This is a genomic window from Pseudomonas sp. NFPP24 (assembly GCF_900112095.1).
Lineage (GTDB): Bacteria > Pseudomonadota > Gammaproteobacteria > Pseudomonadales > Pseudomonadaceae > Aquipseudomonas > Aquipseudomonas extremorientalis.
Window position 1 is genome coordinate 432,570 of the sequence record NZ_FOKD01000002.1, and the last position, 20,063, is coordinate 452,632.

General features: G+C 59.8%; 16 protein-coding genes. All 16 read right to left on the reverse strand.

Annotated features, from left to right (window positions below):
* Positions 1–63: 63 nt before the first annotated feature.
* The 16 genes from ispD to rseP all read right to left on the reverse strand — a co-directional run bounded on the left by ispD (position 64) and on the right by rseP (position 20,044).
* Entirely contained in the window at positions 64–771 is a 708-nt protein-coding gene (gene ispD / locus BM026_RS05740; RefSeq protein WP_093512211.1) for a 2-C-methyl-D-erythritol 4-phosphate cytidylyltransferase, read from the reverse strand.
* Positions 768–1,046 (reverse strand): cell division protein FtsB, encoded by a 279-nt coding sequence (gene ftsB / locus BM026_RS05745; protein WP_003172294.1) that lies wholly within the window; start codon positions 1,044–1,046, stop codon positions 768–770. The genes ispD and ftsB overlap by 4 nt, the downstream gene beginning before the upstream one ends.
* A gap of 184 nt (positions 1,047–1,230) precedes the next feature.
* Positions 1,231–2,520 (reverse strand): phosphopyruvate hydratase, encoded by a 1,290-nt coding sequence (gene eno, locus BM026_RS05750; RefSeq protein WP_071488808.1) that lies wholly within the window; start codon positions 2,518–2,520, stop codon positions 1,231–1,233.
* A gap of 157 nt (positions 2,521–2,677) precedes the next feature.
* On the reverse strand, positions 2,678–3,523 hold the full coding sequence (kdsA, locus tag BM026_RS05755; RefSeq protein ID WP_027604465.1) for a 3-deoxy-8-phosphooctulonate synthase: 846 nt from the start codon (positions 3,521–3,523) through the stop codon (positions 2,678–2,680).
* A gap of 5 nt (positions 3,524–3,528) precedes the next feature.
* Positions 3,529–5,160: a CTP synthase gene (locus BM026_RS05760; RefSeq protein ID WP_071488807.1), complete on the reverse strand. Its 1,632-nt coding sequence runs from the start codon at positions 5,158–5,160 to the stop codon at positions 3,529–3,531.
* Between the two features lie 273 nt (positions 5,161–5,433).
* Positions 5,434–6,753, reverse strand: coding sequence for a tRNA lysidine(34) synthetase TilS (gene tilS, locus BM026_RS05765; protein WP_093512214.1), 1,320 nt, complete (start codon positions 6,751–6,753; stop codon positions 5,434–5,436).
* A gap of 101 nt (positions 6,754–6,854) precedes the next feature.
* Complete coding sequence (locus BM026_RS05770) at positions 6,855–7,802, reverse strand: acetyl-CoA carboxylase carboxyltransferase subunit alpha (RefSeq protein WP_093119327.1); 948 nt, start codon at positions 7,800–7,802, stop codon at positions 6,855–6,857.
* A gap of 129 nt (positions 7,803–7,931) precedes the next feature.
* Entirely contained in the window at positions 7,932–11,453 is a 3,522-nt protein-coding gene (gene dnaE / locus BM026_RS05775; RefSeq protein WP_071488805.1) for a DNA polymerase III subunit alpha, read from the reverse strand.
* Between the two features lie 72 nt (positions 11,454–11,525).
* The gene (gene rnhB / locus BM026_RS05780; protein WP_071488804.1) at positions 11,526–12,158 is read right to left on the reverse strand and encodes a ribonuclease HII; all 633 of its coding nucleotides are present in this window, start codon (positions 12,156–12,158) and stop codon (positions 11,526–11,528) included.
* Positions 12,155–13,294, reverse strand: coding sequence for a lipid-A-disaccharide synthase (gene lpxB, locus BM026_RS05785; protein ID WP_093119329.1), 1,140 nt, complete (start codon positions 13,292–13,294; stop codon positions 12,155–12,157). Before lpxB ends, rnhB begins: the two co-directional genes overlap by 4 nt.
* Positions 13,295–13,296: 2 nt before the next feature.
* Entirely contained in the window at positions 13,297–14,073 is a 777-nt protein-coding gene (gene lpxA, locus BM026_RS05790) for an acyl-ACP--UDP-N-acetylglucosamine O-acyltransferase (RefSeq protein ID WP_071488802.1), read from the reverse strand.
* Positions 14,070–14,510, reverse strand: a complete 441-nt coding sequence (gene fabZ, locus BM026_RS05795; RefSeq protein ID WP_003172281.1) for a 3-hydroxyacyl-ACP dehydratase FabZ — start codon at positions 14,508–14,510, stop codon at positions 14,070–14,072. Before fabZ ends, lpxA begins: the two co-directional genes overlap by 4 nt.
* A 111-nt stretch (positions 14,511–14,621) precedes the next feature.
* The gene (gene lpxD / locus BM026_RS05800) at positions 14,622–15,677 is read right to left on the reverse strand and encodes a UDP-3-O-(3-hydroxymyristoyl)glucosamine N-acyltransferase (RefSeq protein ID WP_092241172.1); all 1,056 of its coding nucleotides are present in this window, start codon (positions 15,675–15,677) and stop codon (positions 14,622–14,624) included.
* A 3-nt stretch (positions 15,678–15,680) separates the two neighbouring features.
* Positions 15,681–16,184, reverse strand: coding sequence for an OmpH/Skp family outer membrane protein (locus tag BM026_RS05805; RefSeq protein ID WP_003172279.1), 504 nt, complete (start codon positions 16,182–16,184; stop codon positions 15,681–15,683).
* Between the two features lie 45 nt (positions 16,185–16,229).
* Positions 16,230–18,617 (reverse strand): outer membrane protein assembly factor BamA, encoded by a 2,388-nt coding sequence (gene bamA, locus BM026_RS05810; RefSeq protein WP_092241170.1) that lies wholly within the window; start codon positions 18,615–18,617, stop codon positions 16,230–16,232.
* Between the two features lie 74 nt (positions 18,618–18,691).
* The gene (gene rseP, locus BM026_RS05815) at positions 18,692–20,044 is read right to left on the reverse strand and encodes a sigma E protease regulator RseP (RefSeq protein WP_093527666.1); all 1,353 of its coding nucleotides are present in this window, start codon (positions 20,042–20,044) and stop codon (positions 18,692–18,694) included.
* Positions 20,045–20,063 lie beyond the last annotated feature (19 nt).

A 20,063-nucleotide genomic window follows, 5' to 3' on the forward strand; every position in this document is an offset into this window, starting at 1 on the left:
CTTGGAATGCATTTCAATGTGGGAGGGGGCTTGCCCCCGATGAGGTCGACACGGTATCGCGGATTACCTGCGGTTGACCCACCGCAGCCGTAGCCATTCCAGATCTTCGGGCCGGGTCACCTTGATATTGTCCGAGCGCCCTTCGATCAGGCGCGGTGCCTGGCCGGACCACTCCATGGCCGAAGCTTCATCGGTAATCACCGCATCCGCCACCAGACTGTCGGCCAAGGCACGATGCAAAGCCCCCAGGCGGAACATCTGCGGCGTATAAGCCTGCCAGATCAGGCTGCGATCGACGGTCTCGACCACACGGCCACGCTTGTCGACGCGCTTGAGGGTGTCGCGGGCCGGTACGGCCAACAGGCCGCCAACCGGGTCGTCCGCCAGTTCGGCGAGCAAGCTGTCCAGATCATCACGGCTCAGGTTCGGCCGTGCCGCATCATGCACCAACACCCAATCGTCATCACTGGCGCCCAGGGCATTGAGCTGAAGCAGCGCATTGAGCACAGACCCCGAACGCTCGTCGCCGCCGTCCGCACGCACGATGCGTGGGTCGTTGGCGCAAGGCAGGTTGGGCCAGTAAGGATCATCGACAGCAAGACTGACCACCAACCCTTTAAGGTCTGGATGGTCAAGAAAACAGCCAAGGCTGTGTTCGAGAATAGTGCGCCCACCCAGTTGCAGATATTGCTTGGGACGGTCCGCGGCCATACGGGCACCGACGCCCGCGGCAGGAATCACGGCCCAGAAGGCCGGCAAACGGCTACTCATTGGGCCAACTGGTAGAGGGTTTCACCCTCCTTGACCATGCCCAATTCATGACGAGCCCGCTCTTCAACGGTCTCCGTACCTTTTTTCAACTCAAGCACTTCGGCATCGAGGACGCGGTTGCGCTCCAGCAGGCGTTCGTTTTCGGCGTGCTGGTCGGCAATTTGCTGGGTCAGGTCTTTTACCTGCGCAAAGCTGCCATTACCCACCCATAGGCGGTACTGCAGGCCAGCCAGCAACAAGAGCAAGACGAGGAACAACCAATTGGGACTGCGCATCGAATATCGGGTATCCAGTGAAAAAAGACCGCCATGCAAAACTTTTGCAGCAACTGATAGCACGAAGCCTGGAAAAACCAGGCTTGTGCTTGATAGCCATCAGATTAGCGTCGAAATCCACACTGTCGTGAGTTTTCCGACGCAATCCGCCGACTTTTTACCATGTTTCACCATCAACTAGCGATCAGCCGCGAAACTCGCCGCGACCGTTGTACTTGGCCTTGCCAGCCAGTTGCTCTTCGATACGCAGCAATTGGTTGTACTTGGAAACACGGTCGGAACGGCACAGGGAACCGGTCTTGATCTGGCCAGCCGAGGTGCCCACGGCCAGGTCGGCAATGGTCGAATCTTCGGTTTCGCCGGAGCGGTGCGAGATCACGGCGGTGTAGCCCGCAGCCTTGGCCATCTGGATGGCCTCCAGGGTTTCGGTCAGGGTGCCGATCTGGTTGAACTTGATCAGGATCGAGTTGGCGATCTTTTTATCGATGCCTTCTTTCAGGATCTTGGTGTTGGTCACGAACAGGTCGTCGCCCACCAGTTGGATTTTCTCGCCGATCTTGTCGGTGAGGATTTTCCAGCCGTCCCAATCGGACTCGTCCAGGCCGTCTTCAATCGAGATGATCGGGTAGCGCTGGGTCAGGCCCTTCAGGTATTCGGCGAAACCTTCGGAGTTGAACACCTGGCCTTCGCCGGACAGGTTGTACTTACCGTCCTCGTAGAACTCGCTGGCCGCGCAGTCCAGGGCCAGGGTCACGTCGGTGCCCAGCTTGTAGCCAGCGTTGGCCACGGCTTCGGAGATCACTTTCAGTGCATCTTCGTTGGACGCCAGGTTCGGTGCAAAACCGCCTTCGTCACCCACCGCAGTGCTCAGGCCACGGGCCTTCAGCACAGCCTTGAGGTGATGGAAAATCTCGGTGCCCATGCGCAGACCTTCGGAGAAGGACTTGGCGCCGACCGGCTGTACCATGAATTCCTGGATATCGACGTTGTTATCGGCATGCTCGCCACCGTTGATGATGTTCATCATCGGTACCGGCATCGAATAGACGCCCGGGGTGCCGTTCAGGTTGGCAATGTGCGCGTACAGCGGCAGGTCCTGGTCCTGTGCGGCGGCCTTGGCGGCAGCCAGGGACACGGCGAGGATGGCGTTGGCGCCCAGGCTGCCTTTGTTTTCGGTGCCGTCGAGCTTGATCATCGCGTGGTCCAGGGCTTTCTGGTCCAGCGGGTCCTTGCCCAGCAATAGGTCACGGATCGGGCCGTTGATGTTGGCCACGGCTTTCAGTACACCTTTGCCCAGGTAACGGCCCTTGTCGCCATCACGCAGTTCCAGCGCTTCGCGCGAACCGGTAGAAGCACCGGACGGCGCGCAGGCGCTGCCGATGATGCCGTTATCGAGAAGCACGTCGGCTTCGACGGTGGGGTTGCCACGGGAGTCGAGAACTTCACGACCTTTGATGTCGACGATTTTTGCCATTGTTGTAAACACTCCAAAGTTGACGAAAACGACGCAGCTGAAGGGAATCTTTTGACCGACCGCAAGGGTGGAACAACGGGGCAGGCTTGCAGGCGACAAGGCTCAGGCCCGTAGGCCTGAGCGTAAAGCGTGGGAAAGTCTACCGGAGAAACGACGCTTACGCGGTCTCTACCGTCGGAAAACTCTTGACCAGTTCGTCCAACTGCTTGAGCTGGGCCAGGAACGGCTCCAGCTTGTCCAGGCGCAGGGCACATGGGCCGTCGCATTTGGCGTTGTCCGGGTCCGGGTGGGCTTCCAGGAACAGGCCAGCCAGGGACTGGCTGATGCCTGCCTTGGCCAGGTCCAGCACCTGGGCACGGCGCCCGCCCGCGGAATCGGCGCGACCACCGGGCATTTGCAGCGCGTGGGTCACGTCGAAGAACACTGGGTATTCGAACTGTTTCATGATGCCGAAACCAAGCATGTCCACCACGAGGTTGTTGTAGCCGAAGCTCGAACCTCGCTCGCAGAGGATCAGTTGGTCGTTACCCGCTTCCACGCACTTGTTCAGGATGTGTTTCATCTCCTGGGGCGCGAGGAACTGGGCTTTCTTGATATTGATCACAGCGCCGGTCCTGGCCATCGCGACGACCAGGTCGGTCTGGCGCGACAGGAAGGCCGGCAACTGGATGATGTCGCACACCTCGGCGACCACGGCAGCCTGCTCAGGCTCGTGGACGTCGGTGATGATCGGCACGCCGAAGGCTTGCTTGATGTCCTGGAAGATCCGCATGCCTTCTTCAAGGCCCGGGCCGCGATAGGAGGTCACGGACGAACGGTTGGCCTTGTCGAAGCTGGCCTTGAATACGTAAGGGATACCGAGCTTCTCGGTGACCTTGACGTACTCTTCACAGACCTGCATCGCCATGTCACGGCTTTCCAGCACGTTCATGCCACCGAACAGCACCATGGGCTTGTCGTTGGCAATCTCGATATCGCCTACGCGAATGATCTTCTGGGCCATCAGGGTTACGCCTTCTTCTGGTGTTGCGTCAGGGCTGCCTTGACGAAACCGCTGAACAACGGGTGACCGTCGCGCGGCGTCGAGGTGAACTCAGGGTGGAACTGGCACGCCACGAACCACGGATGATCCGGCGCCTCGACCACTTCAACCAGCGCGCCGTCACCGGAGCGACCGGAGATCTTCAGGCCGGCCTCTTTGATCTGCGGCAGCAGGTTGTTGTTCACTTCGTAGCGGTGACGGTGACGCTCGACAATCACGTCCTTGCCATAGCAGTCGTGAACCAGCGAGCCCGGCTCCAGCAGGCAGTCCTGCGCACCCAGGCGCATGGTGCCGCCCAGGTCGGAGGCTTCGGTGCGGACTTCGACGGCGCCGGTGGCATCTTCCCACTCGGTGATCAGGCCCACGACCGGGTGACCGCTCTTGCTGTCGAACTCGGTGGAGTTGGCGTCTTTCCAGCCCAGCACGTTACGGGCGAACTCGATGACAGCCACTTGCATGCCCAGGCAGATCCCCAGGTACGGCACCTTGTTTTCACGAGCGTACTGAACCGCGGTGATCTTGCCTTCCACGCCACGCAGGCCGAAACCGCCTGGCACGAGGATCGCGTCGACACCTTCGAGCAGCGCGGTGCCCTGGTTCTCGATGTCTTCGGAGTCGATGTAGCGCAGGTTGACCTTGGTACGGTTGCTGATACCCGCGTGGCTCATCGCTTCGATCAGCGACTTGTACGCGTCCAGCAGCTCCATGTACTTGCCGACCATGGCGATGGTGACTTCGTGCTCAGGGTTGAGCTTGGCGTCGACCACGGCTTCCCACTCGGACAGGTCCGCGCCGTTGCATTGCAGGCCGAAGCGCTCGACCACAAAATCGTCCAGGCCTTGGGAGTGCAGGATGCCCGGGATCTTGTAGATGGTGTCGGCGTCTTCCAGCGCGATCACCGCACGTTCTTCAACGTTGGTGAATTGCGCGATCTTGCGACGCGAGGAAATGTCGATCGGGTGATCGGAGCGGCACACCAGCACGTCCGGCTGCAGGCCGATGGAACGCAGCTCCTTGACCGAGTGCTGGGTAGGCTTGGTTTTGGTCTCGCCGGCGGTGGCGATGTACGGCACCAGGGTCAGGTGCATCAGCATCGCGCGCTTGGCGCCGACTTCGAAACGCAACTGGCGGATGGCTTCGAGGAACGGTTGGGACTCGATGTCACCCACGGTGCCACCGATCTCGACCATCGCCACGTCGGCATCGCCGGCACCCTTGATGATGCGGCGCTTGATTTCGTCGGTGATGTGCGGGATCACCTGGATGGTTGCACCCAGGTAGTCACCACGGCGCTCCTTGCGCAGCACGTGCTCGTAGACGCGGCCGGTGGTGAAGTTGTTGTTTTGGGTCATGGTCGTGCGGATGAACCGCTCGTAGTGGCCCAGGTCCAGGTCGGTTTCGGCGCCGTCGTGGGTGACGAACACTTCACCGTGCTGGAACGGGCTCATGGTGCCCGGGTCAACGTTGATGTAGGGGTCCAGCTTGAGCATGGTGACCTTAAGTCCCCGCGCCTCCAGGATGGCCGCCAATGAAGCGGAGGCAATGCCTTTCCCCAATGAAGAAACAACACCGCCCGTGACGAATATGTAGCGCGTCATGAAAAACCCTAGAAGTCTGCGTTAAAGCGGTCCGAGCCGCCGGGGAAAGCGAAGGAAGGCCGAAGCCCCCGATCACCTGCATTAATCACAGTGCACCTTTCAAAAAAACCGCCGCGTGGTGACAGACCAGCAATGAAACACCGGTACGTTGATCGCTACACATTTTTTGGAATCGCCCAGCAAAGACTGCTTGGTAATCGGCAACTGCTGCGATTCAGCCGAATCCACAGAAGTTGTATCAAGAAGGGAGCGTAGTCTACCGGAAAGGCGCTATCAGCTCAAACCTTGATCGCAGGTCTGTGGCATCCAATGTAATTGCCAGTCATCACTTGCCGCCGGCCACAGTCCCACAAGGCTGGGTGCACCCAGCAATTGCTGGCCGCGATACAGCAGCGGCAATCTGCCACGGACGAAACCCGGCAGGCCACTTTCGTTAAGCAGGCGCTTCAAATCACGCCGGCCTCGACCGGGTACGTCGAGGATTTCGCCGCCCTGGCGGTAGCGGACCTCCAGCGGGCCTGCGGGCACGCTGCCCGTGAGCGTCAACTGACCATTACCGGGTAACTCTAGTGGGTTTTGTGGATCGGACCAGCTCAGCGATGCGTCGGAAAATTCTGATCCTGCGCGAGGCAGCCACCAGATGCGCTCGCCACCGCGATGCAACTCACCGTCGGCCAGGCGCCATAGAGGTTGTGCGTCACCCCTGGCATCGCGCAGGGAATACCAGCCTGCCCAGTGGTCACTGTCGGGCAGGCGCGTCAGCGGCGTCAGCCAATGACGCAGGGCGTTGCGCTGACGGGCGTCGGAAAGCTCACGCAGCGGCGTAAGAGCCAAGGACGGCAAATTCAGCCAGGGAAAAGGGGAAGGTTGATCGGCGGCCTGCAGGTCCATCTGCGCCAGCTCATCGAGCAGGCCCTGGGCTTCACTCAGGTGTTCGGCGGTGCGCGCCAGGCTTGAGACGGCCTGAGGCCAGCGTTCCGTCAGTGCAGGAAGCACGCGGTGACGCAGGTAATTACGGGAGAAACGCAAATCTGCGTTTGAAGGGTCTTCGATCCATTTGAGCTGATACTGGCGTGCGTAGGCTTCCAACTCGTCCCTGGAGACACGCAACAATGGCCTTACCAGGTAGCCACTTGCCAATCGGCGCTGCACGGGCATCGCTGCCAACCCGCGCACCCCAGCCCCACGCAGCAGGCGGAACAACAGCGTTTCTGCCTGGTCTTCACGATGCTGGCCGGTGAGCATCACCTGCCCCGCCCCGATCACCTCGGTAAATGCCTGGTAGCGCGCATCACGGGCGGCACGCTCGAGGCTGGCGCCGGGTTGTACCTGCACGCCCATCACGCGCAAAGGCACGCCCAGGCTGTCACAGATCGACTGGCAATGAGCCGGCCACGCGTCGGCGGCAGCCTGCAGGCCATGGTGGACATGGACAGCGCTGAGGGGTGGCAGGGTTTCGGTTTTCGCCAGGTTGGCCAGGAGGTGCAGCAGGACGGTGGAATCAAGGCCACCGGAGAGTGCGATCTGCCAGGCCGGGGCGTTGCGCCAAGGCGCTAGGATTTGCATGAGTTTGGCGGGCAGAGCCGGTTTCATGACAAGTTACCGCCTCTGGTCTGGAATACGCTCACCAAGCATACACAACGCAAATGTGGGAGGGGGCAAGCCCCCTCCCACATTTGGGTATTGCGTGGGTCTTAGAGACCGTAGCTCATCAGGCGCTCGTAACGACGAGCCAGCAGCGCTTCGTTATCCATCTTCTTGAGCATCGCCAGTTGCGAACCCAGTTCGGCACGGATGGTCGCAGCAGCAGCAGCCGGGTCACGGTGAGCGCCGCCCAATGGCTCGGCGATCACTTTGTCCACGATCCCAAGGCCTTTGAGGCGATCGGCGGTGATGCCCATGGCTTCGGCAGCGTCCGGTGCCTTTTCGGCGGTTTTCCATAGGATAGAGGCACAACCTTCCGGCGAGATCACCGCGTAGGTCGAGTATTGCAGCATGTTCAACTGGTCGCAGACGCCGATGGCCAGTGCACCGCCGGAACCGCCTTCACCAATCACGGTGGCAATGATCGGGGTTTTCAGGCGGGCCATGACGCGCAGGTTCCAGGCGATAGCTTCGCTCTGGTTACGCTCTTCGGCGTCGATCCCCGGATAAGCGCCCGGGGTGTCGATGAAGGTCAGGATCGGCATCTTGAAGCGCTCGGCCATTTCCATCAGGCGGCACGCCTTGCGGTAGCCTTCTGGACGCGGCATGCCAAAGTTGCGGCGGACCTTCTCGCGCACTTCACGGCCTTTCTGGTGACCGATCACCATCACCGGCTGGTCGTCCAGGCGAGCGATACCGCCGACGATGGCCGCGTCGTCGGAGAAGTGGCGGTCGCCATGCAGCTCGTCGAACTCGGTGAAGATGTGCTGAATGTAGTCCAGGGTGTACGGACGGCGCGGGTGGCGAGCCAGGCGCGCAATCTGCCAGCTGGTCAGCTTGCCGAAGATGTCTTCGGTGAGCGTTTTGCTCTTGTCTTGCAGGCGGGAGATCTCATCGCCGATATTCAGCGAATTGTCATTGCCGACCAGGCGCAGCTCTTCGATCTTGGCTTGCAGGTCAGCGATCGGCTGTTCGAAATCAAGAAAATTCGGGTTCATAAGCGTCCGTCTTGGGTCGACGGCCAGGGCGTGCCTGGCCAGCCGGTTGTCTATTCGCGCCCTACCTTAAGGGAGAGGCGCGTTTAGGTCGAGATTAAATGTTTAGCCGAGGTCAGACATATCTGACCATCAACGGTATTGGAGGAAGACGTTGTCTCGCCCGAACTGGTCACGCAAAGCTTGAATCAAGCCATCAGCGGGATCGATTCGCCAGGTCTCGCCAAACTGCAACATGGCCTTGGCGTCATTGCCGGTGTACTCCATGGTCACCGGGCACGCGCCACGGTGGCGTTTGAGCAGGTCGCCCAACCAGCGTAGCTGATCGCCCTTGAGCGCTTCGGTTTTCACCTTCAAGCGCAGGCTCTCGGCCAGATTGGTGCGCGCATCTTCCATGCTCATCACCCGCTTGATCCGCAGGCGCAGGCCGCCGGAGAAGTCATCGTTGCTGACCTCCCCTTCGACGACCACCATGGCGTCGGTCTGCAACAACGACTGGGCGGAGTGGAACGCGTCGGCAAACAGCGACGCTTCGATGCGGCCCGAGCGGTCGTCGAGGGTGATAAACCCCATCTTGTCGCCCTTCTTGTTCTTCATCACCCGCAGGGCAATGATCATGCCGGCGACGGTCTGGGTGTCCCGCGCCGGTTTCAAGTCGATGATGCGCTGACGGGCGAAGCGACGGATTTCACCTTCGTATTCGTCAATCGGATGGCCGGTCAGGTACAAGCCCAGGGTATCTTTCTCACCCTTGAGGCGTTCCTTGAGGGTCAGTTCCTTGGCCTTGCGGTGGTTACCGTAGACATCCGCATCGTCTTCGACGAACAACCCGCCAAACAGGTCGGCATGGCCGCTGTCATGGGTACGTGCAGTCTGTTCGGCCGCCTTGATCGCTTCTTCCATGGCGGCGAGCAGCACCGCACGGTTACGGTCGATATTGGCCTGGTAGGCCTTCGGCTCGTCATGGAAATACGGGCCAAGACGGTCGAGCGCGCCGCTGCGGATCAGGCCATCGAGGGTTCGTTTGTTGATGCGCTTGAGGTCCACCCGTGCGCAGAAGTCGAACAGGTCCTTGAACGGACCGTCCTGGCGCGCTTCGGTAATGGCTTCCACCGGGCCTTCACCGACGCCTTTGATCGCGCCCAGGCCATAGATGATGCGGCCTTCGTCGTTTACCGTGAACTTGAACTCCGAGGCGTTCACATCCGGCGCATCAAGGCGCAGCTTCATGGTGCGCACTTCCTCGATCAAGGTCACGACCTTGTCGGTGTTGTGCATATCCGCCGAAAGTACCGCAGCCATGAACGGCGCCGGGTAGTGGGCTTTCAGCCAGGCAGTCTGGTACGACACCAGGCCGTAGGCGGCGGAGTGGGATTTGTTGAAGCCGTAACCGGCGAATTTCTCCACCAGGTCGAAGATGTTACCCGCGAGGTCGGCGTCGATATTGTTGGTCGCGCAACCTTCAATGAAACCGCCGCGCTGCTTGGCCATTTCCTCGGGTTTTTTCTTACCCATGGCTCGACGCAGCATGTCCGCGCCACCCAGGGTGTAACCGGCCATCACCTGGGCAATCTGCATCACCTGTTCCTGATACAGGATGATGCCGTAGGTCGGTGCCAATACCGGCTTGAGGCCTTCGTACTGGTAGTCCGAGTGCGGGTAGGCCAGCTCGGCGCGCCCGTGTTTACGGTTGATAAAGTCGTCCACCATGCCCGATTGCAGCGGGCCCGGACGGAACAGGGCCACCAGTGCGATCAAGTCTTCCAGGCAGTCGGGCTTGAGCTTTTTGATCAGCTCTTTCATGCCGCGCGATTCAAGCTGGAATACCGCCGTGGTTTCGGCTTTTTGCAGCAGGGTGTAGGTCGGCTTGTCGTCCAGCGGGATGAAAGCGATGTCCAGCGGTTCTTCGCCCACCTTGGCGCGGTCGCGGTTGATGGTCTTGAGCGCCCAGTCGATGATGGTCAGGGTCCGCAGGCCGAGGAAGTCGAACTTCACCAGGCCGGCCGCCTCCACATCATCCTTGTCGAACTGGGTGACCAGGCCGTCGCCTTCTTCATCGCAATAGATCGGCGAAAAGTCAGTCAACTTTGTCGGCGCGATGACCACGCCACCCGCGTGCTTACCGACGTTACGCACCACGCCTTCAAGCTTGCGGGCCATCTCCCAGATCTCGGCCGCTTCTTCATCGACCTTGATGAAGTCGCGCAGGATTTCTTCCTGCTCGTAGGCCTTTTCCAGGGTCATGCCGACTTCGAACGGGATCATCTTCGACAGGCGATCCGCCAGGCCGTAAGACTTGCCCTGCACCCGGGCCACGTCGCGGATTACCGCTTTGGCCGCCATGGAACCGAAGGTGATGATCTGGCTTACCGCGTTGCGGCCGTATTTCTCGGCCACATATTCGATCACGCGGTCACGGCCATCCATGCAGAAGTCGACGTCGAAGTCGGGCATGGAAACCCGTTCCGGGTTCAGGAAACGTTCGAACAGCAGGTCATATTCCAACGGATCAAGGTCGGTGATCTTTTGCACATAGGCCACCAGCGAACCGGCACCTGACCCCCGGCCCGGACCAACCGGCACGCCGTTGTTCTTGGCCCACTGGATAAAGTCCATCACGATCAGGAAGTAACCGGGGAATCCCATCTGGATGATGATATCCAGCTCGAAATTCAGCCGGTCCACATAAACCTGGCGCTTGGCCTCGTAATCTTCGGTGGTGTCCCTGGGCAGCAGAACGGCCAGCCGCTCTTCCAGCCCGTCGAACGAGACTTTGCGGAAGTACTCGTCGATGGTCATGCCATCCGGAATCGGGAAGTTGGGCAGGAAGTGCTTGCCCAGCTTGACCTCGATATTGCAGCGCTTGGCGATCTCGACGGAGTTTTCCAGCGCCTCGGGCAGGTCGCTGAACAGCTCGGCCATTTCCTCAGCGCTTTTGAGGTACTGCTCTTCGCTGTAGTTCTTCGAACGACGCGGGTCATCCAGGGCCCGGCCTTCACCGATGCACACGCGGGTTTCGTGGGCTTCGAAGTCTTCCTTCTTGATGAAGCGCACGTCGTTGGTCGCCACCAGTGGCGCGCCCAGCTTGTCGGCCAGGGCCACCGCAGCGTGCAGGTGCTCTTCATCGTTGGGGCGGTTGGTCCGCTGGACTTCCAGGTAAAAACGGTCGGGGAAGACCTGCATCCATTCCCTGGCCAGCACTTCGGCTTCTTGGGGGTTGCCGCCCAGCAGCGCGATACCGATTTCGCCCTCTTTGGCGGCCGACAGCATGATCAGGCCTTCGCTGGCCTCGGCGACCCATTCGCGCTCGATGATGATCGAGCCATTGCGCTGGCCGTCAATGAAACCACGGGAAATCAGTTCAGTGAGGTTGCGGTAACCCACGCCGTTCATCGCCAGCAGGCTGATGCGGCTCAGGGGGTTATCCGGGTCTTTGTTGGACAGCCACAGGTCGGCGCCGCAGATCGGCTTGATGCCGGCGCCCATGGCGTTCTTGTAGAACTTGACCAGGGAACACATGTTGTTCTGATCGGTGACCGCCACCGCAGGCATGTTCATGCCCACCAGGGTTTTGACCAGCGGTTTGATCCGTACCAGGCCGTCGACCAGGGAGTATTCAGTGTGCAGGCGTAGGTGAACGAATGAAGCCGGCATAGTGATCTCTTATACGTGGAAACAACAAGGCCCGGATTGTACCGGGCCTTGGCAAAAACATCAGCCTCGCGACTACACCTCGCTGAGACTCTCCCGCGCCTCGCAAGCCTGGCGCACCGGAGCGAACGAGCGGCGATGGATCGGTGTCGGGCCAAGACGTGCGAGGGCTTCCAGATGAACGGGCGTCGGGTAGCCTTTATGACCGCCGATGCCATAGCCGGGGTAGATCAGCTCGAAAGCCGCCATTTCACGATCACGACTGACCTTTGCCAGGATGGAGGCCGCCGCAATCGCCGGCACCTTGCTATCGCCCTTCACCACCGCTTCCGATGGCATGGCCAGTCTGGGGCAGCGGTTGCCATCGATCATCGCCAGTTTGGGCGTAATGTGCAGGCCCTCCACTGCACGCTGCATGGCGAGCATGGTGGCGTGGAGGATGTTCAGCTCGTCGATTTCCTCAACTTCGGCCCGGGCGATGTGCCAGCTCAGGGCTTTCTCGCAAATCTCGTCGTAGAGTTTTTCACGGCGCGCTTCGGTGAGTTTTTTCGAGTCGTTGAGGCCGAGGATCGGACGGTTCGGATCAAGAATCACCGCCGCCGTGACGACCGCACCGCACAAAGGTCCGCGCCCGACCTCGTCAACACCGGCTACCAGTTCGTGGGCTTGGGCAACCAGGCTGAAATCCAGGCCCATTTGCGTACTCATAACACCTCCTGCTTCTGGCCGATCAGAGTCAACACGGCGTCTGCCGCCTGGTTCGAGGCGTCACGGCGCAGTATGCGATGGATGTCGTCGAAACCACGGGTCTGTTCTTCGCCACCCTCGATCAAGGGGAGCAAGGTTTGCGCGAGCGCCTCAGGCGTTGCATCGTCCTGCAACAACTCCGGCACCAACAGGCGCTGGGCCAGCAGGTTGGGCAGGGAGATGTAAGGACTTTTGACCATGCGCTTGAGAATCCAGAACGTCAGCGGCGCCAGGCGGTAGGCCACGACCATCGGGCGCTTGTACAGCAAGGCCTCCAGCGTGGCCGTCCCCGAAGCGATCAATACCGCATCGCAGGCCGCCAGGGCCAGGTGCGATTGACCATCGAGCAGGGTCAACGGCAGGTTGCGCCCTTCCAGCAATGTCTCGATCTGCACACGCCGTTGCGGGCTTGCGCAGGGCAACACGAAACGTACGCCCGGCTTCAAGACCTGCAGACGCTCTGCGGCGTCGAAAAATACCGAGGCCAGGCGGCCGACTTCGCCGCCCCGGCTGCCCGGCATCAGCGCAACCAATGGGCCGTCGGGCAAGCCCAACTCGGCACGCGCGGCCGCGCGATCCGCCTGCAAGGGAATAGTGTCGGCCAGGGTGTGCCCGACAAACCGCACCGGCACGCCCTTTTCTTCATAGAACCGCGCTTCGAACGGCAGTAAGGTCAGCATCAGGTCGCAGCCTTCGCGGATCTTGAGCACGCGCTTCTGCCGCCATGCCCAGACGGACGGGCTGACATAGTGCACCGTCTTGATGCCGGCCTGGCGCAACTTGAGTTCGATATTGAGGGTGAAGTCCGGCGCGTCGATTCCGATAAAGACGTCCGGCTTTTCTTCGATCAGGGTCTGGATCAGCAGCTTGCGGCGGGCCAGCAGCTCGCGCAGGCGGCCCAGCACCTCGACCAGCCCCATGACAGACAAACGCTCCATGGGGAAGTAGGACGTAAGCCCCTCAGCCTGCATCAGCGGGCCGCCGACGCCGATGAACTCTACCGCTGGATGCTGGGCCTTGAGGGCCCGCATAAGACCTGCGCCCAGAATGTCGCCGGAAGCTTCCCCGGCCACCAGCGCGATACGCAGATTAGCCATGATCAGCGGGTGATGCCGCGAGTCGACGCCTGGATCGAGTCACGGAACACCGCGACTTCCGGGAACAACGCTGCCGGCTCGGTCAGTTGGGTCAACGCCTGGTCCACCGTGAGCCCCTGGCGGTAAACCACCTTGTAGGCGCGGCGCAGGGCGTGGATGGCTTCTTCGCTGAAACCCCGACGACGCATGCCTTCGAAGTTCATGCTACGGGCTTCGGCGGGGTTACCGAATACCGTGACGAATGCCGGAACATCCTTGCCAATGGCGGTACCCATGCCGGAAAAGCTGTGAGCACCGATATGGCAGTACTGATGCACCAGGGTGAAACCGGACAGGATTGCCCAATCGTCAACATGCACATGGCCGGCCAACGCGGTGTTATTGACCAGGATGCAATGGTTGCCGATCACGCTGTCGTGGCCGATATGGGCGTAGGCCATGACCAGGTTGTGGTCACCCAGCGTGGTCTCGGCCCGATCCTGCACTGTGCCACGGTGAATGGTCACGCCTTCACGGATGATGTTGTGATCACCGATTACCAGGCGGGTCTCTTCACCCTTGTACTTCATGTCCGGGGTGTCTTCGCCTACCGAGGAGAACTGGTAGATGCGATTGTACTTGCCAATGCGGGTCGGACCTTTGAGGATCACGTGCGGCCCGATGACAGTCCCCTCGCCGATTTCCACACCTGCGCCGATGATCGACCAGGGGCCGACCTCAACGTCGGCGGCCAGAACGGCCGACGGATCGATGATTGCGCGAGGGTCAATCAAACTCATAGTTTGCGTTCCGCACAGATGATCTCGGCAGAGCACACCGGCTTGCCATCCACCGAGGCCTGGCATTCGAACTTCCAGATCTGGCGCTTGCAGCTGATGAACTTGGCTTCCAGGATCAACTGGTCACCCGGGGTAACCGGATTGCGGAAACGCAACTTGTCGGAGCCCACGAAATAGTAAAGCGTGCCATCGGCAGGCTTGAGGTCGAGCATTTTGAAACCAAGGATACCGGCAGCCTGGGCCATCGCCTCGATGATCAACACACCCGGCATGATCGGATGCGCAGGAAAGTGACCATTGAAGAACGGTTCGTTGATGCTGACATTCTTGTAGGCACGAATGCGCTTTTCCTCGACATTGAGGTCCACTACGCGATCCACCAACAGGAACGGGTAACGGTGAGGCAGGTATTCGCGAATCTCGTTGATGTCCATCATTTCGGGGGGAAGCCTGTAATAAAGATTGGGGGCGGGCGAACTAAAAGCACGCCCCGCTAGCAAATCAAGGAGGCAGTCTAGCGGCTGTGCACACTTGATATGGAAATGGTATCAGCCTTCTGATGAAGCATTACCGCCAGGGGTCACGTCCCCAACACGCTTTTCCAGCTGTTTGAGACGTCGAGCCATGTCGTCGAGCTGCCTCAACCGTGCTGCACTCTTGCGCCATTCAGCCGCAGGCTGCATGGCGGTACCGGAAGAATAAGCACCCGGTTCGGTAATCGAGTGGGTGACCATGGTCATGCCGGTGATGAAGACGTTGTCGCAAATATCGATGTGCCCCACCAGCCCGACGCCACCGGCCAGCATGCAATGCTTGCCGATCCGGGTGCTGCCGGAGATACCCACGCATGCTGCCATGGCGGTGTGATCGCCAATCTGCACGTTGTGGGCGATCTGGATCTGGTTGTCGAGCTTTACGCCGTTGCCGATCACGGTATCGGCCAGGGCCCCGCGATCAACAGCTGTGTTCACGCCAATTTCCACGTCGTCGCCGATCAATACGCCGCCGACCTGGGCAATCTTGTTCCAGATGCCCTTGGAATTGGCAAAGCCAAAGCCTTCACCACCGATCACGGCACCTGACTGGATGACCACACGCTCACCGATACGCACGTCGTGGTACAGGGTTACGCGGGGTGCCAGCCAACCGCCTGCGCCGATTTCGCAGCGCGCACCGATAAAACAATGGGCACCAATGGTCACGCCCGCCGCAATGCGTGCACCGCTCTCGATCACCGCAAAGGCACCGACGCTGGCAGCAGGGTCAACCTGGGCATCATCGGCGATCACCGCAGACGGGTGAATACCGCTGGCGGCCTTGGGTTTCGGATCGAACAGGTGCGACACCCGCGCATACGCCAGGTATGGGTCGGCCACCACCAGCGCATCCCCGGCAAACCCTTCGGCATCAGCGGCCTTCAGCAACACGGCTGCGGCTTGGCTGTCGACCAGGTATTTACGGTATTGGGGGTTTGCGAGGAAGCTCAACTGAGCTGGGCCAGCCTCCTGCAAGGTGGCTAGCCCAGTGATTTCCTTCTCCGGGGAGCCACGCAAGGTGGCCCCCAGGAACTCGGCCAACTCGCCGAGCTTGATAGTCGCGGTCATGGCTTACTTCAGCTGGTTCATGCGCTCGATCACCTGACGGGTGATGTCGTATTGAGGCTTGACGTCGATCACAGCGCCACGCTCGAACACCAGGTCAAAGGCACCTTTCTTGATGACTTCTTCCACAGCGCTGTCGAGTTTCGGCTTCAGCTGTTTCAGCATTTCACGGTCAGCAACAGCCTTGGCTTCGTTCAGCTCCTTGGACTGGAACTGGTAGTCACGGGCCTTTTGCTTGAATTCGAGCTCCAGACGCTCGCGCTCGCCTTGCTGCATCTTGTCACCACCGGCTACCAGACGATCCTGGATGCCCTTGGCGCTGCTTTCCAGGGTCTTGAGCTTGGTCAGTTGCGGACCGAATTTTTTCTCGGCATCTACGGCGTATTTCTTGGCCGCATCGGATTCCAGCAGGGCCATCTGATAGTTCAGGACGGCGATTTTCATTTCGGCGAAGGCCGGGGTGGTTACCAGCACGGTTGCCAGCAGCACCAATTGAGTCAACTTGCGCACGATGTACTCCTACAGAATCCGTTGTCGTTATCTTGGGTCAGACGCTTAGAACGTCTGGCCGAGGGAGAATTGGAAAATCTGGGTTTCAGCGTTATCCGGTTTCTTGATCGGCATGGCCAGAGCAAAGCTCAATGGGCCAAGCGCAGTCACCCAGGTCACACCCACGCCCACGGAGCTTGCCAGATTACTCAGGCTCACGTCGTTACACTGAGTGTTGGACTTCACGCCGCTCGGGTTACGGATCTGCTCGCACTTGGAATCGAACACATTACCCACATCCCAGAATACCGAAGTACGCAGGGAGCGCTGATCTTTCACGAACGGCAGCGGGAACAGGATTTCCGCACCACCCTGGATAAGGACGTTACCACCGAACGGCAGTGGGTCGTTGTCGGAGTCCACTACGGTGCCCTGGTTACCGGTTACACCAACACCACGGCTCGGCGTACCACGCGGGCCCAGGGTGCTGTCTTTGAAACCACGTACGGAGTTGAAGCCACCCGCATAGTAGTTCTCGTAGAACGGTAGACCATTGGTGGAGCCATAACCATCGCCATAACCCAGCTCAGTGTGCAGGCGCATGGTGTAGTTGTCGCTCAACGGCTGGAACAGCTGGCCGCGGTAGTCGAGCTTGAAGAACGACAGGTCGCTGCCCGGCGTGGTGGTTTCCAGGGTCAGGCTCTGGGAATGACCACGGGTCGCCAGTACACCTTTGTTCAGGGTCGACTCGGACCAGCCGGCGGACGCCTTGAAGTTCAGGAACTTGTCACCTTCACGACGGGTAAAGTCGAAGATTTCGTCCACGGTGTACACACCGGTCTTGATCTCATCCTGCTGCGCAGTCAAGCCGAACGTCAGGCGCGAGGTCTCGCTGATCGGGTAACCAACGTTCACGCCAGCACCAAGACTATCGATTGCATAGCTGGCTACGTCAACGTCGAGGTCTTTGTAGTCAGTGGTGCGATAAAAGGCGTTGTAGCCCAGGCTCACACCGTCAGCAGTCCAGTAGGGGTCGGTATAACCGAAGTTATATCGGCTCTGGTATTCGCTTCGGGTCAGGCCGATGGAAACTCGGTTACCGGTACCCAGGAAGTTGTTCTGGGTGATCGAACCACCGAGGATCAGGCCGGCGCTCTGTGCGAAGCCAACACTGGCGGTGATGGAGCCCGATGCCTGTTCTTCTACGGCGTAGTTCACGTCAACCTGGTCATCCACACCCGGTACGGCCGGGGTTTCGACGTTGACTTCCTTGAAGAAGCCCAGACGCTCAAGACGGGTCTTGGACTGGTCGATCAGGTAAGTCGACGCCCAGCCACCTTCCATCTGACGCATTTCACGACGCAGCACTTCGTCCGCAGACTTGGTATTGCCACGGAAATTGATACGGTTTACGTAGGCGCGCTTGCCTGGATCGACCACGAAGGTGATGTCCACGGTGTGGTCATCATCATGGGGCGTCGGCACGCCGTTGACGTTGGCGAAGGTGTAGCCTTCGTTGCCCAGGCGACGGGTGATCAGTTCGGACGTGGTGGTCATCAGCTTGCGCGAGAACACCTGGTCTTTCTGCACCAGCAACAGCGCCTTGACCTGGTCTTCAGGCACCTTCAGGTCGCCGCTCAGCTTGACGTCGCGAACCTTGTACTTCTCGCCTTCGTTGACGTTGACGGTGATGTAGACGTGCTTCTTGTCCGGGGTGATGGACACCTGGGTCGAAGCGATATCCATATTGATGTAGCCACGGTCCAGGTAGTAGGAGCGCAGGCGCTCCAGGTCACCGGACAGTTTTTCGCGGGCATACTTGTCATCGTTCTTGAAGAACGACAGCCAGTTGGTGGTCTTGAGTTCGAACAGGTCGATCAGGTCGTCATCAGAGAACTTGGTATTGCCTACCACGTTGATGTGCTGGATCGCCGCCACAGTGCCTTCGTTGATGTTGACCTTGAGGCCGACACGGTTACGCGGCTGCGGCACCACTTCCGTTTCCACGGTCGCGGAGTAGCGGCCCTGCGCAACGTACTGGCGTTGCAGCTCGTTACGCACACCTTCGAGGGTGGCGCGCTGGAAGATCTCGCCTTCGGCCAGGCCGGATTGCTTCAGACCCTTCATCAGGTCTTCAGTCGAGATCGCCTTGTTGCCTTCGATCTCGATACTGGCGACGGAAGGTCGCTCGACCACGGTGATGACCAGGACGTTGCCTTCGCGACCCAGTTGGATGTCTTGAAAGAAACCGGTTTTGAACAGCGCACGAGTGGATTCCACCAGGCGACGGTCATCAGCCTGTTCCCCAACGTTCAACGGCAAGGCACCAAAGACGCTACCCGCGGAAACCCGCTGGAGGCCGTTGACGCGAATATCGGAGATGGTGAAGGACTCGGCGTGAACTTCGGCGATCATCAATACGGTGAGAACCGCAGTTAGCAGCAGACGTTTCATGAAGTCCTTTCTTATTCCAACTGGCAATAAACAAACTGCCGCAAAATGCGGCAGATTCGCAATTCAGCGAAGCGTTACAGTCGACCCAGATCGTTGACCAGGGCTAACAACATCACCCCGACCACCAAACTGATACCGATCTGTATCCCCCAACCCTGCACCCGATCCGACAAGGGGCGACCACGCACCCACTCGACCAGATAAAACAACAGATGCCCCCCATCCAATACTGGAATGGGCAGCAAATTCAGAACCCCCAGGCTAATACTCAGATAAGCCAGGAAATTCAGGAAATCCGCGACACCCGACTGGGCAGAAGCGCCCGCCACTTTAGCAATGGTTATCGGTCCACTCAAGTTTTTTACCGAGAGCTCGCCGAACAACATTTTCTTGAGCGATTCCAGGGTCAGCACACTCATGGTCCAGGTGCGTTTCGCACCCTCGCCAATTGCCGCCAACGGCCCGAAACTCACCTCACGCACCATCGATGGCGGCCAATCGACACCTTTGACTCCAGCCCCCAGGTAACCCCCGGCCGCCTTGGCTTCCCCGCGAACCGACAAGGTCACAGGGACGTCGATTTGAGCACCGTCGCGCTCAACTTTCAGCACAATTTTGGTATCAGGACGTACACGAACCAGATCGACCACCTGCTGCCAGTCACCCAGTGGCTGACCATCGAGGGCCAACAGGCGATCGCCGGTTTTCAGGCCAGCAGCCTGGGCCGGACCTTTCGGATCCAGCTCGGCAAGCACCGGCGGCAAGGCCGGACGCCATGGACGTATGCCCAGGGATTTGATCGGATCAGGCTCATCTGCGCCCTTGAGCCAGTGGTCGAGAGCCAGTTCACGCGGGCTTTCGGCGGTGGAGCCCTGCTCGCGCACCACTACATTCACAGTCCCGCTTTCGCCCAGGCGACGCACCAACTGCAAATTGACTGCGCCCCAACCCGTGGTGGGTTCGCCATCAATGGAAACAATTTCCTGCCCAGCGACCAGCCCGGCCTTGGCGGCGATGCTGTCCGATTCAACCGCACCGATCACCGGACGCACCTGTTGGCTGCCCAGCATGGCCAACACCCAGAAGAACACCATCGCCAACAGGAAGTTGGCGATCGGACCCGCAGCAACAATGGCGATACGCTGACGAACGGTCTTGCGATTGAAGGATTGATCCAACTGGTCTGCAGGCACTTCGCCTTCGCGCTCATCGAGCATCTTGACGTAGCCACCCAACGGGATGGCCGCAATCACAAACTCGGTGCCACGACGGTCATGCCAGCGCAGCAGCGGCATGCCGAAGCCGACGGAAAAGCGCAATACCTTGACGCCGCAACGACGCGCCACCCAGAAGTGGCCGAATTCGTGGAAGGTGACCAGCACGCCCAGAGCAACCAGGGTGCCGACAATCATGTAAAGCGCACTCATCTAATTTCTCCGCATTCCA

Excerpts from the sequence above, each read along its gene's own strand:
- rnhB (WP_071488804.1), bottom strand. The coding sequence starts at position 12,158 with ATGAGTACGCAAATGGGCCTGGATTTCAGCCTGGTTGCCCAAGCCCAC.
- ispD (WP_093512211.1), bottom strand. The coding sequence starts at position 771 with ATGAGTAGCCGTTTGCCGGCCTTCTGGGCCGTGATTCCTGCCGCGGGC.
- BM026_RS05770 (WP_093119327.1), bottom strand. The coding sequence starts at position 7,802 with ATGAACCCGAATTTTCTTGATTTCGAACAGCCGATCGCTGACCTGCAA.
- lpxA (WP_071488802.1), bottom strand. The coding sequence starts at position 14,073 with ATGAGTTTGATTGACCCTCGCGCAATCATCGATCCGTCGGCCGTTCTG.
- rseP (WP_093527666.1), bottom strand. The coding sequence starts at position 20,044 with ATGAGTGCGCTTTACATGATTGTCGGCACCCTGGTTGCTCTGGGCGTG.
- lpxB (WP_093119329.1), bottom strand. The coding sequence starts at position 13,294 with ATGGCTAATCTGCGTATCGCGCTGGTGGCCGGGGAAGCTTCCGGCGAC.
- dnaE (WP_071488805.1), bottom strand. The coding sequence starts at position 11,453 with ATGCCGGCTTCATTCGTTCACCTACGCCTGCACACTGAATACTCCCTG.
- ftsB (WP_003172294.1), bottom strand. The coding sequence starts at position 1,046 with ATGCGCAGTCCCAATTGGTTGTTCCTCGTCTTGCTCTTGTTGCTGGCT.
- tilS (WP_093512214.1), bottom strand. The coding sequence starts at position 6,753 with ATGAAACCGGCTCTGCCCGCCAAACTCATGCAAATCCTAGCGCCTTGG.
- bamA (WP_092241170.1), bottom strand. The coding sequence starts at position 18,617 with ATGAAACGTCTGCTGCTAACTGCGGTTCTCACCGTATTGATGATCGCC.
- lpxD (WP_092241172.1), bottom strand. The coding sequence starts at position 15,677 with ATGACCGCGACTATCAAGCTCGGCGAGTTGGCCGAGTTCCTGGGGGCC.
- kdsA (WP_027604465.1), bottom strand. The coding sequence starts at position 3,523 with ATGGCCCAGAAGATCATTCGCGTAGGCGATATCGAGATTGCCAACGAC.
- eno (WP_071488808.1), bottom strand. The coding sequence starts at position 2,520 with ATGGCAAAAATCGTCGACATCAAAGGTCGTGAAGTTCTCGACTCCCGT.
- fabZ (WP_003172281.1), bottom strand. The coding sequence starts at position 14,510 with ATGATGGACATCAACGAGATTCGCGAATACCTGCCTCACCGTTACCCG.
- BM026_RS05760 (WP_071488807.1), bottom strand. The coding sequence starts at position 5,160 with ATGACGCGCTACATATTCGTCACGGGCGGTGTTGTTTCTTCATTGGGG.